Origin of the sequence: Caballeronia sp. LZ033 (assembly GCF_031451265.1) — a bacterium.
In the GTDB taxonomy this organism is placed as follows: Bacteria; Pseudomonadota; Gammaproteobacteria; order Burkholderiales; family Burkholderiaceae; genus Caballeronia.
Window position 1 is genome coordinate 67,779 of the sequence record NZ_JARUXQ010000002.1, and the last position, 14,480, is coordinate 82,258.

The window sequence follows — 14,480 nt, forward strand, 5'->3', positions numbered from 1 at the left end:
CTCCTTATGCGCCGCGCGCTTCGCGCCGTTCCGTTTTTTTGTCGAACAGGACCCAGCAGAGTTGCAGGCAGACCGAGGTGGCTATGAACCAGCCGAAAATCCACGCATAAATAAACGGAATGCCGAACACATAAATATCGTTCGATGCCGCCCACGGCAGCATGCCGATCACGCCGACAAACGGCAAACCGAGTCCGATCAAGACTTTGAGCATGGTCTACTCCGTATGATCATTGGCCCGCGCAGGGCTTGCATCGCGCGGAAGAGAAAGGAATTCGGTGCAGTATGACCAGACAAAAATGGCTGGCCGTAGTGCCAGAGCAGGGCAATCGCTAGGTCCAGCAAGCCCGCTGTCCGGCCCGTCCCCTGGCACCAACGAAGGTTTTTGGCTGGCACTAAGCCGCGCACGGGGTTCGGGGCAACATGAAGCCACTTTCCAAGGAGTTATCGGTGGCTACTCTCGAATTCGTTGCGCCGGCCCAGGGTGGCGCGTGCGCCCCATACGATCCACTCTACGACCCGCTCGTCTCGCCGATGAAGCGCGAGGCCATGGACTATGCGCCCACCTACTGGGTCGCCACGGCGGGCACGCCGCCCGGGGACGACGGACCCTTGCCCGGCGATGCAGACGTGGACGTGCTGATCGTCGGCGCCGGCTTCACCGGACTGTCCACGGCGCTGTTCCTTGCGCGTGAGCATGGCATCCGCGCCACCGTCGTCGATGCGAACCTCACCGCGTGGGGCTGCACGAGCCGCAATGGCGGGCAAGGCCAGAACGCGAGCGGGCGGCTCTACCGTTCGCAGTGGATCGAGCGCTGGGGCAAGCAGACAGCGCTGAAGCTCGATGCGGAGATCCGCGAAGGCTTCGACACCTTCCGCAAGCTGGTGAGCGAATTCGCTTGCGATCCGCAGCCGGGCGGCCATCTGTATATCGCGCATCGCGAGCGCAAGCTCGAGTTTCTCAGCAACGAATGCAAGGTGATGCGCGATGTCTTCGGCTACGACGCACGCATGCTCAACGCACAGGAAGTGGCGCAATCCTACGTCGACGACCAGGAAAGCTGCGGTGCGCTGCATGAACCGGACGGCATCGGCGTGCATCCGCTCAAACTGGCGTTCGGTTACCTGCGCATGGCGCGCTCGCTGGGCGTGAAGGTGCATCCGGGCACGCCGGTGCTGGACGTTCAGACGATTCGCGGCGTGCATCACGTGCGCACGCCGCGCGGTGTGATCCGCGCCAAGGCCGTGGCGTTCGCGACCGGCGGCTATACGCGCAACGACATGCATCGCGCGTTGAACGCGAAGATCATGCCGATCCTGTCGAACTCGCTGGTCACGCGCCCGCTGACGAGGCAGGAACTCGAGGCAACCCGCTTCAGGACGCGCGAAGTCATCACCGATACCCGCACCCTGCGCTTCTACTACCGCCTGTTGCCGGACGACCGCTTGCAGATCGGCAGCCGCAGCGCCATCACCGGCGCCGACGCCGCCAATCCCCGGCACATGGAGGTGCTCGTGGAAGGGCTGCATCGCAAGTTCCCGGCCTTGCGCGGCATACGTGTCGATTATTCGTGGTGGGGCTGGGTGGACGTGAGCCACGACATGATGCCGCGCGTCGCGCAGCCCGATCCGCAGCAGAGCCTGTTCTATGCGGTCGGCTATGGCGGCAACGGCGTGTCGTTCTCGGCGCACGCGGGGCGCCGCCTCGCGGAGCGCGTCGCCGGCAAGTGGCAGCACAGCCGCGATTCCCTGCCGATCTACGAATCCGCGCTCGAATACCCGAACGTGCTGAACATGGTGCGCTGGAAGGGCTTTGCGCCGTTCCGCCGGGTCGGGCAACGCTTTCTGTATCACAAGTACCTGGCGCAGGACGAGAAGCGCTAACCCTTTCGAACCTATGGACAAGAGCGATACATGAGCACTGAGACGAATCACGACTATCTTCGCCTGCTGGAGACCTTCAACGATGCCTGGAACCGCCACGACATCGACGCGCTGATGGACTGCATGGCCGAGCGCTGCGAGTTTCACGGCGTGGCCGGCCCCGACGTGCTGGGCCGCACCTTCAGCGGTCGCGACGAAGTGCGCAAGGGCTTCACGCTCGCCTGGGAAACCTGCCCCGATGCCTCGTGGAAGGAAGGCGAGCATTTCGTCAGCGGCGAGCGCGGCGTGTCGGAATCGACGTTTCGCGGCACGAAGGCGGACGGCTCGCGCATCGAGGCGCGCATGGTGGATGTCTTCACCTTCAGCTGCGGCAAGATCGCGGTGAAGAACGCTTTCCGCAAGGACCGCCCCGCCCTCTGACGCATGAGGGAAACCGGCATCGCGTGACGCAGGGAAACGCCTCGACCGTCCGGCAACGTATCGGCCGGCGAGGCGGGATTTGACTCAGGCAGAACACAGCAAATCAGGAGACGAGATGCAATCGAGCACGGACAAGGGCGATCTCAAATGTGGCCTCAAGCAGCGCCACATGACGATGATCGCGTTGGGAGGCGTCATTGGCGCCGGACTTTTCGTCGGCAGCGGCGTGGTGATCCAGCAGGCCGGACCCGCCGCGATTCTTTCTTTTCTCATCACGGGCGTGCTCGTGGTGCTCGTGATGCGCATGCTGGGCGAGATGGCCTGCGCGATGCCGGCCGTCGGCTCGTTCTATGAATACGCGCGGCTCGCCTTCAGGACGCAGCGCGGGCCCGGCAAGATGGCCGGCTTCCTTACCGGCTGGATGTACTGGTACTTCTGGGTCATCGTGATCGCGCTGGAAGCGGTGGCCGGGGCCAAGCTCGTGCAGTTCTGGATCCCCGACGTGCCCGCGTGGATCATCAGTCTCGTGCTGCTGGTCGTGCTCACGCTGACCAATCTCATCTCGGTCGGCAGCTATGGCGAGTTCGAGTTCTGGTTCTCGTCGATCAAGGTCGGCGCGATCATCGTGTTCCTGTTCCTCGGCGGCCTCTATGTGTGCGGCCTGTGGCCCGCCTCGATGCATACGACCGACGTCGCCACGACCTTCCTCGGGCACGGCGGCTTCATGCCGAAGGGTATCGGACCGGTGCTGACAGGTGCGGTGGCCGCGACAGGCTTCTACTTCGGCGCGGAGATCGTGACAATCGCAGCCGCGGAAGCGAAGGAGCCGGCCAAGGCAGTTGCGAAGGCAACCAATTCGGTCATCACGCGTGTGCTCGTGTTCTATGTGGGGTCGGTGGCGCTGGTGGTCGCGCTGGTGCCGTGGAATTCGCATCAGATGGCCACGCCCTATGTCAGCGCGCTCAAGGTCATGGGCATGCCCGCTGCCGCGAACGTGATGAACGCCATCGTGCTGACGGCGGTGCTGTCGGCGCTGAATTCGGGTCTGTACGCAGCGTCGCGCATGCTGTTCGCACTGACGCGTCATGGCGATGCGCCGCTCGGACTCGCGAAGGTCAACAAGCGCGGCGTGCCGACGCGCGCCATCCTGCTGGGCACGGTGTTCGGCTATGTATCGGTGGTGATGTCGTATGTATCGCCGGATACGGTGTTCGCGTTCCTCGTCAACTCGTATGGCACGGTCGCGATCTTCGTGTACCTGCTGATCGCGTTCTCGCAACTGCGCCTGCGCAGCCGCATGACGAGCTTCGAGGCGAACGACCTGCGCGTGCGCATGTGGGGATTTCCCTATCTCACCTGGCTCGCCATCGTCGGCATGCTCGCGATTCTCATCGCCATGGCGTTCATCCCGGATCAACGCAAGCCGCTGTGGCTCGGCGTCGTGAGTCTGGGCATCCTGATCGTCGCGTACTTCGTGTTCAAGCGCGGCCGCAACGAGGTCGAGGTGCACGCCGACGAGCACGCAGCGCAGCATCTGCAAACCGCCGAACGTTGAACCGCTTCATTCTTCCCTGAAAGTCCGCGCGGTTTCTTCAGCCGTGCGGCGCAGGTCGGGCTCGAAGGCAAGCAGTTGATCGAGCGCGACGCGTCCCACCGGCGCCTGGATCGCGATCGCGGCGCATGCGCGATTGCGGTCCAGCATCACCGGCACCGCAATCGCAACGAGCCCCTGCAGATGCTCCTGATTGTTGATGGCCAGCATGCGGCGGCGCGTCAAGGCGAGCTCACGGCGCAGCACGTCGCGGTCGGTGATGGTGCGTTCCGAGTAAGACCGTAGCGGCAGGCGCTCGATCATGCGCTCGCGCCGCTCCTTCGGCAGGAAGCTCAGCAGCAGCTTGCCGCTCGCCGAGCAATGCAGCGGCACATGTGAACCCGGCTGCAAATGCATGCGCAACGGCCAGCCCGTTTCCACGCGATCCACATACACGACGTCGTTGCCCGCGAGCATCGTCAGATTGCAGGTCTCGCCGACCCGCGTGACGAGTTGTTCGAGCAACGCATGCCGCGCCGCAGCAGGCCCTGCGTGCATCAGCACGTTGATGGCGAGCGTGCGCACCCGTGGCGAGCACTCATAGAGCCTGTCGCTGGCGCCGCGCGTGACGAGCCACGCATCCATCAGTTGCACGAGGATGCGGTGCACGGTCTGCTTCGGCAGGCCAAGCGCATCGACCAGTTCGGTCATCGATAGAGGACGGTTCGCTTCCGCCAGGGTTTCCAGCACGCGGAACGCGCGCACGGCGGCGGCATTCGATTGATTCGATGTCACGCTGTCTCCTGCTTTATATGTGTCGCTTGCGTTTTTATTTCATTGTGCGTCGAAAACATTGTTTTTCGGGACTCTGGAAAGTCCCGAAATCGACACTTTCCGATGCACGCGCCGTCGCTGCATGCGTTACTCCGGAAAACGGGACCGCGCGACGAACAGAGCTGACTAGATTGGATAGCACCTCCCATCCATCATCAGCCGAGGTTCATCGCATGAATGACATGGCAAGCGGCGCAACACTCGTGCGTTCACGCGCACACGCGCCGAACTCCACGCCGGACTCCACTCAGGCCGCGCAGCAGGCGGAAGCGGAACGCGCGGTCGGCGCGCTCGTCGAGCGGGCGCGCGCGGCGCAGCAACGCTTCGAACACGCGGGGCAGGACACGCTCGATACGGCCGTGGCCGCCGCCGCGTGGGCCATCATGGAGCCCGCGCGCAACCGGCAACTGGCGGACCTGTCCGTGCGCGACACGGGACTCGGCAACGCCGACGACAAGTTCCGCAAGAACCATCGCAAGACGCTGGGCCTGTTGCGCGACCTGCATGGCGTCGCGACGACGGGCGTGATCGCGCGGGACGAGGAACATGGCATCGTCGAGATCGCGCGCGCGGTGGGCGTGGTGGCGGCCATCACGCCCTCGACCAATCCCGGCGCGACGCCCGCCAACAAGATCATCAATGCGCTCAAGTGCGGCAACGCGATCATCGTCGCGCCTTCGCCGAAGGGTTATTCGTCGTGCGCGTTGCTGATCGGCTTCATTCACGCCGAGTTCGCCAAGGCCGGTCTCGATCCCGATCTCGTGCAGATGCTGCCGCCGCCCGCCAGCAAGGCCGCGACGGCCGCATTGATGCGCCTCGCCGATCTGGTCGTCGCCACCGGTTCGCAGGCCAATGTGCGCATGGCCTATACGAGCGGCACGCCGGCCTTCGGCGTGGGCGCGGGCAACGTGGCGTCCATCGTGACCGCGCAGGCCGATGCCGATGACGCGGCGCGCAAGATCGCCATCTCCAAGACCTTCGACAACGCGACCAGTTGCTCGTCGGAGAACAGCGTCGTGATCGAGGACGCCATTCATGCCCGCATGCTCGATGCGCTGCGCAAGCAGGGCGGCGTGTTGCTGGACGCCGCGCAGAAGGCAAGCTTGCAGGCAGTGCTGTGGCAGGACGGCAAGCTGTCGGCGCGCTGCACGGCGCGCTCCGCTGCGGCGATTGCCCGTGAAGCCGGCCTCGATGACATCGCCGCGCGCGAGCCGAGGTTCCTGATGGTCGAGGAAACCGGCTATGGGAAGGACCATCCTTTCTCGGGAGAGAAGCTCTCGCCGGTGCTGACCGTGTATCGCGCGCGTGATACCGGACACGCGATGGACATCGTGCGCGGCATCTACGGCTACATGGGCGCGGGACATTCGGTGGGCGTGCATGGCGCGGACGATGCGCTGGCCGTTCTGCTCGGCACGCAGTTGCCGGTGGCGCGCGTGATCGTGAATCAGGCGCATTGCCTTGCGACCGGCGGCAACTTCGACAACGGCCTGCCGTTCTCGCTCTCGATGGGCTGCGGCACCTGGGGCGGCAACAACTTCTCGGCGAACCTCGGCTACCGGCAATACATGAACGTGACGCGCGTCGCGTACCCGATTGCGGAACGCGTGCCGGAAGTCGACGCGTTGCTCGGCGACTACTTCCGGAGGATCGGACGATGAGCACGCTCGCTGATCGCATTGCATCTTCCGGGCACGCGCCGCTCGATGCAACGACCTTGCGCGCATTGATCGACGCGCGCGCTGAACATGCTCCCGACAAGCCGTTCCTGCTCGATGCCGAGGGCGGCAACGTACTCTCGTTCCGCGCGTTGCGTGACGACTGCCGTGCGCTCGCAACGCGTTTCGAAGCGGCGGGACTGAAGCCTGGCGATGTGGTCTCGGTGTTCATGGGCAACGGCATCCAGACCGCGCGGCTGTTGCTCGCTGCGATGTACAGCGGGCTCGTCGCCAATCCGCTGAACCTGCTGTGCCAGCCGTCGCAGGTGCGTTACATCGTCGAGCATTCGGATACGCGCCTGATCTTCGTGGCCGACGATACGCACGAGACCGTCGCGGAAGCGCTCAAGAGCGTGGCGCGCGATATCGCGGTAGTGCGCACATCGCCCGATGCAGCGGATTTGCCCGCGATACCCGTGCTTGCCTCCAGCACCATGCCGCCGCCTGGCGACGATGCCACGCAGATCGTCGCGAAAGGCGCCGACCCCGCCGACACCGCGCTGCTCATGTACACCTCGGGCACGACCGGCGCACCCAAGGGCGTGCTGCTGAGCCATCGCAGCCTGCTGGCGAACATGCGCAACATCAGCGCCGAACATCGCCTGTGCGAGGACGACCGCGTGCTCGTGTCGCTGCCGCTGTATCACATCAACGGCCTCGTCGTCGCATTGCTCACGCCGCTGCAACACGGCGGCTCGGCCGTGATGACGCCGCGCTTTTCCGCGCGCACGTTCTGGCGCGAAGCGTCGCAGCACGGCTGCACCTGGATCAACGTGGTGCCGACCATCGTCGCCTATCTGCTCAACGGCGAAAGCGCGCAAGGCTTCGATCTGTCGGCGCTCAAGTTCTGCCGCAGTGCGTCGGCGGCGCTGCCTGCCGATCATCATCGCGCGTTCGAGGCGCGCTTCGGCATCGGCGTGATCGAGACGATGGGCATGACCGAGACCGCCGCGCCCGCCTTCAGCAACCCGTATGACCCGGCGCTGCGCAGGATCGGCAGCATCGGTCTGCCGTCGGGCGGCGAGGCGAAGATCGTCGATCCCGAAGGCCGCGAATGCGCGGCCAATGAGACCGGCGAACTCGTGCTGCGCGGCGGGCAACTGATGAGCGGCTACTACAAGCGGCCCGAGGAGACCCGTAACGCCTTCACCGCCGATGGCTGGCTGCACAGCGGCGACCTCGGCTATCGCGACGAAGCCGGCTTCTTCTACATCAACGGCCGCGCGAAGGAACTGATCATCAAGGGCGGCGAGAACATCGCGCCGCGCGAGATCGACGAAGCGCTGCTGCGCCATCCGGGCGTGCTGGAAGCGGCTGCCGTGGGCGTGCCGGATCCGGCCTACGGGCAGGACATCGTCGCGTTCATCGTGCCGCATGTCGGCGCGCCTCCTCCCGATCCCGCCGATCTGCGCGAGCACTGCCTGCGCGAACTCGGCCGCTACAAGACACCGCGCGAATTCCGCTTCACCGATGCCTTGCCGCGCGGCCCCTCGGGCAAGGTGCAGCGCCTGAAGCTCGTCGAGAAGCCGCAGCCGGCGGGATAAGCGGGCGCGCGCTTCACGGCAGGACTTGCACATTCCACATCAGATGGACATGGGAGACACAATGAACCAGCATCGTCAGCGCGTGAAGACGCGCCATATCATCCTCGGCGTGATGTGCCTGATGTACTTCATCTCGTACATCGACCGGGTGAACATTGCGGTAGCGGGTCCGCTGATCCGTCAGGAGATGGGACTGAGCTCCGTGCAGCTCGGACTCGTGTTCTCGGCATTTGCGTATCCGTATGCGGTCATGCAGGTCGTCGGCGGATGGCTGGCCGACAAGTTCGGTCCGAAGCTCGTGTTGATCGTGCTCTCGCTGATCTGGGGCGCGGCCACGCTGGCGACGGGCTTTGCGGGCAGCATCGGCATGCTCGTGGTGCTGCGCCTGGCGCTCGGCATCGGCGAGGGCGGCGCGTTCCCGACCGCCACGCGCGCCTTCACGTACTGGATGCCGGTGCATGAACGGGGCTTTGCGCAAGGCATCACGCACAGCTTCTCGCGGCTGGGCGGTGCGCTCACGCCGCCGCTCGTGCTGGCCGTGGTAGCCGCGAGCGGCTGGCGCGAGGCGTTCATCCTGCTGGGCATCGCAAGCCTTGCATGGACGGTGCTGTACTTCTTCGTGTTCACCAATTCGCCCGATGAGAATCGCCGCATCACGCCGGAGGAGACCGCGGAGATCGGCTATCGCGCGGGCGATTGTGCGCGTGCCCGAAAGAGCGTGACGCCCTGGCGCAAGCTGATTCATCGCATGTGGCTCGTGACCTTCGTCGACTTTTGCTATGGCTGGCTGCTGTGGGTCTATCTGACCTGGCTGCCGTCGTATCTCAAGGAGTCGCGCGGCTTCGACCTCAAGCATCTCGCGCTCTTCACCGCGTTGCCCTTGCTGGCGGGCGTCGTCGGCGACACGCTCGGCGGCGTCATCTCGGACCGCATCTACAAACTGACCGGCCGTCTGCGGCTCGCGCGCTGCAGCATCCTCGTGGTGGGCATGGGCGGCTCGCTGGCCTTCCTCCTGCCGATGGTCAACGCCCCCAGTCCCGTGGCCGCCGTGTGGTTCCTGACCGGCTCGTTCTTCTTCCTCGAGATCACGAATCCGGTCCTGTGGACGCTGCCGCTCGACATCGCGGGCAAGTATGCGGGTACGGCCGGCGGCATGATGAACACGGGCTTCGGCATTGCGGGGATGACTTCGCCCGTCGTGTTCGGCTATCTGATCCAGCAGACCGGCAGCTACAACGTGCCGTTCACGATCTCGGCGGCATTGCTCGGCGTGGGTGCGGTCGCGGCGCTGTTCATCGATACGAGCAAGACCGTCGAGGCCGACGAGGCGCGTGAAGCGCAACAACAGCGCGACCAGCTCGGCGTGCCGGCTTTCGCGGGCAGCGCGGGGCACTGGAACGAGTGAGTACGCGGTCCATGCGGTTCCCGGATCGAACGTAGAATGAGTGGCGCCTTGCCTGCATTGCGGCGGTGCGCCCACTCTACTTATATCGATTCGGGAGACACGACCATGCAGCGTTGCAAAGCGGTAATCCTGATCATTCCGTGTGTCGTCGCGCTTGCCGCGTGCGGCGGGTCCGACAATAATCAGCCTGCCTATTCGAATGCACCGAAGATCATCATCGACTCGGACTTCAACACGATGGGCGACGACGGCCAGCTCTTCGCGATGACCACGCAGTTGATGGGGCAGGGCAAGGTCAATCTGCTTGGCCTGTGTGTCGTGACCGGCAACGACTGGCTGTTGCAAGAAGAGGCCGATGCGCTGAAGGCCGTCGAGCGCATGGGCGTGCAGGACAAGGTAGGCGTTTATGCGGGCGCGAATTATCCGCTGCAATATGACGTCGCAAGCATTCGCGCGCAGCAGGCCGCCAATCCCAATGGCTATTTCGGCGCGTGGATGCGTCCCGAACCCACTCAGCAATCGCAACTGACCGCGCCGCCCGACGGCTTCGCAACTTCGACGAAGCTGCAAGCGCAGGCCGCCGCGGACTTCATGATCGACACCATCAAGCGTTATCCGAACCAGGTGACGATCATCGAAGTGGGGCCGCCCACCAATCTCGCGACCGCCGTGCAGAAGGCGCCGGAGATCGTGCCGCTCATCAAGCAGATCGTCTACATGGGCGGTGCGATGAACGTGCCGGGTAACGCGAACGCAGTGGGCGAACTGAACTGGTGGTTCGATCCCGTCGCAGTGCGCACGCTGTTGCAGACCACGATCCCGCAGAAGGTGATTCCGCTCGACGTCACCAATACCGTTCCGCTGACCGAGACCGTCTATAACCAGATCGTCAATCCGCCGACGGGACAGACCGCCGTGACGAAGGTATATGCCATCGAGAATGCGGGCGCGTTCGCCAACAACACCGACATCTACGACACGCTGACGATCGGATACTTTCTTGATCCCACTTATGCGACGCAGACGCAGAGCGCGTATCTCGACATCGACACGACGCCTGGAGAAGATCAGGGGCATGTGATGGTCTATCCCGATGCGCCTGCGGCCGGCGCTTCGCCGCAGAAGATCACGTATGTGACGCGCTATGACAACAACCGCTTCTTCGCGTTCTATGTCGATCTGCTCACGCGGCCGGTGCCGGTGAAGTTCCAGTGAAGTTGGTGTAGCCGGATGCATGACGGGCTGTCCGTCATGCATTTTCATACTTGTTATGACATGTTATAGTTCAAGCTCACTGATCTCCTCAGAGCGGATCCAATGAGCTTGCAGACAACGCTGTGGCTGTTCTGCGCAGGCCTCGGCGCAAGTGCTGCAGGCGGCATGCTCGGCATGGCGAGCGGCCTGTTCATCGTGCCCATCCTGACCATGTTCTTTCACGTCGACATGCATGCGGCCATCGGCACCAGCATCGTGTCGGTCATCGCCTGTTCGTGCGGCGGCGCGGCCGCGTTCCTGCGCGGCGGGCTGACCAATGTACGGCTGGCCCTCGTGCTCGAAACCGGCACGACGCTCGGCGCGCTCTGCGGCGTGCTGCTGGCGGGCGTCGTGCCGGTATCGGCGCTGGACTTCCTGTTCGCAGGCGTGCTGCTCGTGTCGGCATGGCAGATGTTCGTGCGGCGCGAAGATCCGGCGTCGGCTACCTCCACCGCGCCTTCGCATGGGCTCGCCGCCGCGCTCGAACTGCATTCGAGCTATCCGGATCATCGGCTGCATCGCGACGTCGCTTATCGCGTGCAGCGTGTGCCGCTGGGTCTCACGTTGATGGTGGTGGCCGGGATGGTGTCGGCGTTGCTTGGGATCGGCAGCGGCATCCTCAAGATTCCCGCCATGGACAATGCGTTGCGGCTGCCCATCAAGGTTTCAACGGCCACTTCCAACTTCATGATCGGCGTAACGGCTGCCGCCAGCGGATGCGCGTACTTGCTGCGCGGGGAGATCGTCAGCGCGCTGGCCGCGCCGGTCGCGCTCGGTTCGGTGCTCGGCGCCGTGCTCGGCGCACGGGTGCTGATGAAGGTGCGCAGCGAACGCCTGCGCGTGCTGTTTCTTTCCGTGCTCGTCATCGTCGCGGGCCAGATGGTGCTGCAAGGCATGGGCATCAACCTCACGGAACTCGCCGGATGACAAAGTCGCCCGCGCATGTTTCGCTCGACCGCCTGCTCGCCGTGTTTCTTCAGGCCGGAACGTGGATCGCGTGCGGCTTGATCGGCGCGGGTCTGGTGCTTCAGGCGTGGCCCGTGCCGTGGGCCGCGCAGGCCATGACGGCGGGCGTCGCGCTGTTCGTCTTGCTTCCCGTCATGCGCGTCGCGCTGCTGCTCGCGGTGTTCGCCCGGCAGCGCAACACGCTCTACGCCGCGCTCGCCACCGCCGTGCTCGCCGTGATCGCGGCCGGCTGCGTGCTCGGCGTGCGGCTCGGTCCGCTCGCCGGCTGACGGATCGGGCGATCGAATGGCGGCACAAGCATAGGCACAACGGTTATTCTCCCTTTCGCCGGACGACGATCTCGCGCGTCACACGCGCACGCATCGCATTCCTCGGGAGAAATCGCATCATGAACGATACGACCGATGTGTTGATAGCCGGCGCCGGCCCCGTTGGCCTGCTGCTCGCCGCGGAACTGAAGCGCGACGGGCTTGATGTGTGCCTGATCGATGCGCACGAAACGCGTGCTTTCTTCGTCAAGGCGCTGGGCGTGACAGCGCGCACGCTGGAAATCTTCGAAGACCTGGGCATCGCGCGCGATGCGATCGACACGGGCGTCTGGCTCACGGGCGCCGAGACCTTCCAGGACGGCGATCCCGTGTTCAGCGCGCAGTTTCCGCGCGAAGGCATGCCCTACGGCGCACTTTCGCTGGCGCAGTTCGAAACCGAGCGCCTGCTGGAGACGGCGCTCGCGGTGCATGGCGGGCACGTCGACTATGGCGCGACGCTGGTGGACTTCACCGACTCGGGCGACGCCGTCGATGCCCGCGTGCAGATGGCGGGCGGCGAGATCCGCACGGTTCGCTGCCGCTGGCTGGTGGGTTGCGACGGCGCGCGCAGCAGCGTGCGGCATCAGTTGAACGTGCCTTTCGAAGGCGATCAATACCCGCAGACCTTCATGCTCGCCGATGTCGACGTGGACTGGAATCTGCCGCGTGGACCGATGTACCGCTTCAATCTCTCCGGCAAGGTTCAGGGCACGGAAGAAGGCGCCGCGCCCCAATCCACCACGCTTGCCGCGTTGCCGGTGCGCGGGTCGAAGCGCCGCTATCGCCTGTCGATGGTGCTGCTTCCCGACGATGCCGCGCTGCACGCGTTGAACTCGGCGCCCGGGTTCGATGAAGTCGAGCGCATCATGCTGCCGATCCTGCCGCGCAACACACGCTTGTCGTCGATGCGCTGGTCGTCGGTGTATCGCGTGAGTCATCGCATTGCACAGCACTATGCGCGGGGCCGCGTCTTCCTTGCCGGCGATGCCGCGCATATCCATCCGCCGGTCGGTGGGCAGGGCATGAACACGGGCTTGCAGGATGCGCACAATCTCGCCTGGAAGATCGGCCTGACGGCGCGCGGGATGGCTGGCCCGAAACTGCTCGACAGTTATGAAGCGGAACGGCGGCCCGTCGGGCTCGATGTGGTCGAGTCGACGAGCCGCGCCATGCATACCGTGCTCGCGCATGGCGAGATGCGGCCCGGCATGCGCGAGACGCAGTTGCTGGTGGGCTATCGCGGCAGTCCCGCTGTCGTCGACGAATGCCGGGACATGGCATCCGAACTGCCCGCGCCCGGCGACCGCGTGCCGCAAGTGGGCGGTCTGGCGCAGGCGTTCGTCGGCCAGGTGCAGCGTTTGCAGGATCACATCGGGCGTGGCCGGCATACGCTGCTCGGCTATATCGACGATGACGAGGATGGCGCGCGCGGCGCCGCGTTCGATGAAGCCGTCGATGCATGGCGCGCCGCGCTCGGCCTCACGGGCGGCGTGGTGCTGATCATGTCCCCTTCGATCATGAACGGCGCGAACGAACGTTATCGCACGCTGAGCGATTTCCAGGGCGAGTTCGCGGCGCAGTTCGGCGCGCGCAACGGCATGGTGTGGGCGGTGCGGCCCGATGGTCATCTGGGCTACCGCAGCGCGTCTTGCGATGGGCAGGCGCTCATCGCATGGCTCACGCGGGTGCTGGATCGCGCGTGAGGCTTCAGCGGCGCACGACGATCATGTGCGCCTGCATCTTCGCGTGCACGGGTCCGGTGCCGAAGCGATCCGCGATTGCAGCTTCGCAGACGGCCGTGGCTTCGTCGAGCGTCGCGCCTTTGCGTGCTTCTATGTCATTGCGCAAAGGCGTTCCCTGGCAGTACGCGACGGCGACGGCCCGCGCGGATGGCGCATGACTTTGCGCGGTTACCGTTTCGATGCGCGATGTTGCATCGAAGCCTGCGCGGGCGAGGTCCGTCGAGATCGTGTGCGCATCGAAATAGCCGTGCGGCGTGCGTTTCATGAACAGCGGCGGATCATCGGGGAACACGTGGCCGAGCGCGGTGGTGATCGTATCGGCGAAAGCATTTTCTTCGATGCAATCCCACACGTTGAACAACAGCGTCCCGCCCGGCCGCAGCACGCGACGCGCCTCCGCGAAGGCAGCCGGCTTGTCGGGAAAGAACATCGCGCCGAACTGGCAGGCGACGACATCGAAGCCTGCATCGGCGAACGGCAGGATTTGCGCATCAGCCTGTTGCCACGTGACGTTCGCGGGCGTCCCTACTGCGTCTGCGTGGTCGAGCATGGCCTGGTTCAGGTCCGTCGCGACGATGGTAACCTGCCGACGCAGCCTGCGCGACATCGCACGCGTCAATGCGCCGGTTCCCGCGGCGGTTTCCAGTACCCGCGATGGATCAAGTGCGGCGATACGGCGGGCGAGGTCATCGGCGTAATGCGCGAAGAGCATCGGCACGAGTAATTGTTCATACAGCCCGGCGATCGGTCCAGCGAAGTTCGCATCGCTTCGAAGCATGCTCATGCGGTCTGCCTCCATGGCGCCGGTTCATTATTCGCGTTTGCCTGCATGTCAATTCACTTTAGTCCGCTTTATCGGTGGTGACAGCCCAAC

The 14,480-nt window shown here is 64.8% G+C and carries 13 protein-coding genes; 10 read left to right on the forward strand and 3 right to left on the reverse strand.

The features are described 5' to 3' along the window. Positions 1 to 4: 4 nt before the first annotated feature. A complete protein-coding gene (locus QCE62_RS15900) occupies positions 5 to 214 on the reverse strand; it encodes a DUF3311 domain-containing protein (RefSeq protein ID WP_309811950.1) in 210 nt (69 codons plus the stop codon). A gap of 320 nt (positions 215 to 534) precedes the next feature. Here QCE62_RS15900 and QCE62_RS15905 point away from each other — a divergent pair, with 320 nt between their 5' ends. From QCE62_RS15905 to QCE62_RS15915, 3 genes are all read left to right on the forward strand, one after another. Then, entirely contained in the window at positions 535 to 1,884 is a 1,350-nt protein-coding gene (locus QCE62_RS15905) for an FAD-dependent oxidoreductase (protein WP_309922840.1), read from the forward strand. Between the two features lie 30 nt (positions 1,885 to 1,914). Beyond that, the gene (locus QCE62_RS15910) at positions 1,915 to 2,304 is read left to right on the forward strand and encodes a nuclear transport factor 2 family protein (RefSeq protein ID WP_309920130.1); all 390 of its coding nucleotides are present in this window, start codon (positions 1,915 to 1,917) and stop codon (positions 2,302 to 2,304) included. Between the two features lie 115 nt (positions 2,305 to 2,419). Beyond that, a complete protein-coding gene (locus QCE62_RS15915; protein WP_309920132.1) occupies positions 2,420 to 3,859 on the forward strand; it encodes an amino acid permease in 1,440 nt (479 codons plus the stop codon). A 6-nt stretch (positions 3,860 to 3,865) separates the two neighbouring features. Here the strand turns inward: QCE62_RS15915 and QCE62_RS15920 are convergent, their stop codons facing one another. Continuing rightward, on the reverse strand, positions 3,866 to 4,630 hold the full coding sequence (locus QCE62_RS15920) for an IclR family transcriptional regulator (RefSeq protein WP_309811956.1): 765 nt from the start codon (positions 4,628 to 4,630) through the stop codon (positions 3,866 to 3,868). Between the two features lie 212 nt (positions 4,631 to 4,842). On the opposite strand from QCE62_RS15920, the gene sauS reads away from it, so the two are divergent. From sauS to QCE62_RS15955, 7 genes are all read left to right on the forward strand, one after another. Then, positions 4,843 to 6,330, forward strand: a complete 1,488-nt coding sequence (sauS, locus tag QCE62_RS15925) for an acylating sulfoacetaldehyde dehydrogenase (protein ID WP_309920134.1) — start codon at positions 4,843 to 4,845, stop codon at positions 6,328 to 6,330. Continuing rightward, positions 6,327 to 7,931 (forward strand): AMP-binding protein, encoded by a 1,605-nt coding sequence (locus QCE62_RS15930; RefSeq protein WP_309920137.1) that lies wholly within the window; start codon positions 6,327 to 6,329, stop codon positions 7,929 to 7,931. Before sauS ends, QCE62_RS15930 begins: the two co-directional genes overlap by 4 nt. Positions 7,932 to 7,992: 61 nt before the next feature. Further along, positions 7,993 to 9,336 (forward strand): MFS transporter, encoded by a 1,344-nt coding sequence (locus QCE62_RS15935; protein ID WP_309920140.1) that lies wholly within the window; start codon positions 7,993 to 7,995, stop codon positions 9,334 to 9,336. A gap of 105 nt (positions 9,337 to 9,441) precedes the next feature. After that, complete coding sequence (locus QCE62_RS15940) at positions 9,442 to 10,551, forward strand: nucleoside hydrolase (RefSeq protein WP_309811964.1); 1,110 nt, start codon at positions 9,442 to 9,444, stop codon at positions 10,549 to 10,551. A 102-nt stretch (positions 10,552 to 10,653) separates the two neighbouring features. After that, complete coding sequence (locus tag QCE62_RS15945) at positions 10,654 to 11,517, forward strand: sulfite exporter TauE/SafE family protein (protein WP_309920143.1); 864 nt, start codon at positions 10,654 to 10,656, stop codon at positions 11,515 to 11,517. Beyond that, on the forward strand, positions 11,514 to 11,825 hold the full coding sequence (locus QCE62_RS15950) for a DUF1634 domain-containing protein (RefSeq protein WP_309920146.1): 312 nt from the start codon (positions 11,514 to 11,516) through the stop codon (positions 11,823 to 11,825). The genes QCE62_RS15945 and QCE62_RS15950 overlap by 4 nt, the downstream gene beginning before the upstream one ends. Before the next feature lie 119 nt (positions 11,826 to 11,944). Next, positions 11,945 to 13,567, forward strand: a complete 1,623-nt coding sequence (locus QCE62_RS15955) for an FAD-dependent monooxygenase (protein WP_309920148.1) — start codon at positions 11,945 to 11,947, stop codon at positions 13,565 to 13,567. Positions 13,568 to 13,571: 4 nt separating this feature from the next. On the opposite strand, the gene QCE62_RS15960 is transcribed toward QCE62_RS15955, so the two are convergent. Beyond that, a complete protein-coding gene (locus QCE62_RS15960; RefSeq protein ID WP_309920150.1) occupies positions 13,572 to 14,390 on the reverse strand; it encodes a methyltransferase domain-containing protein in 819 nt (272 codons plus the stop codon). Positions 14,391 to 14,480: the final 90 nt, after the last annotated feature.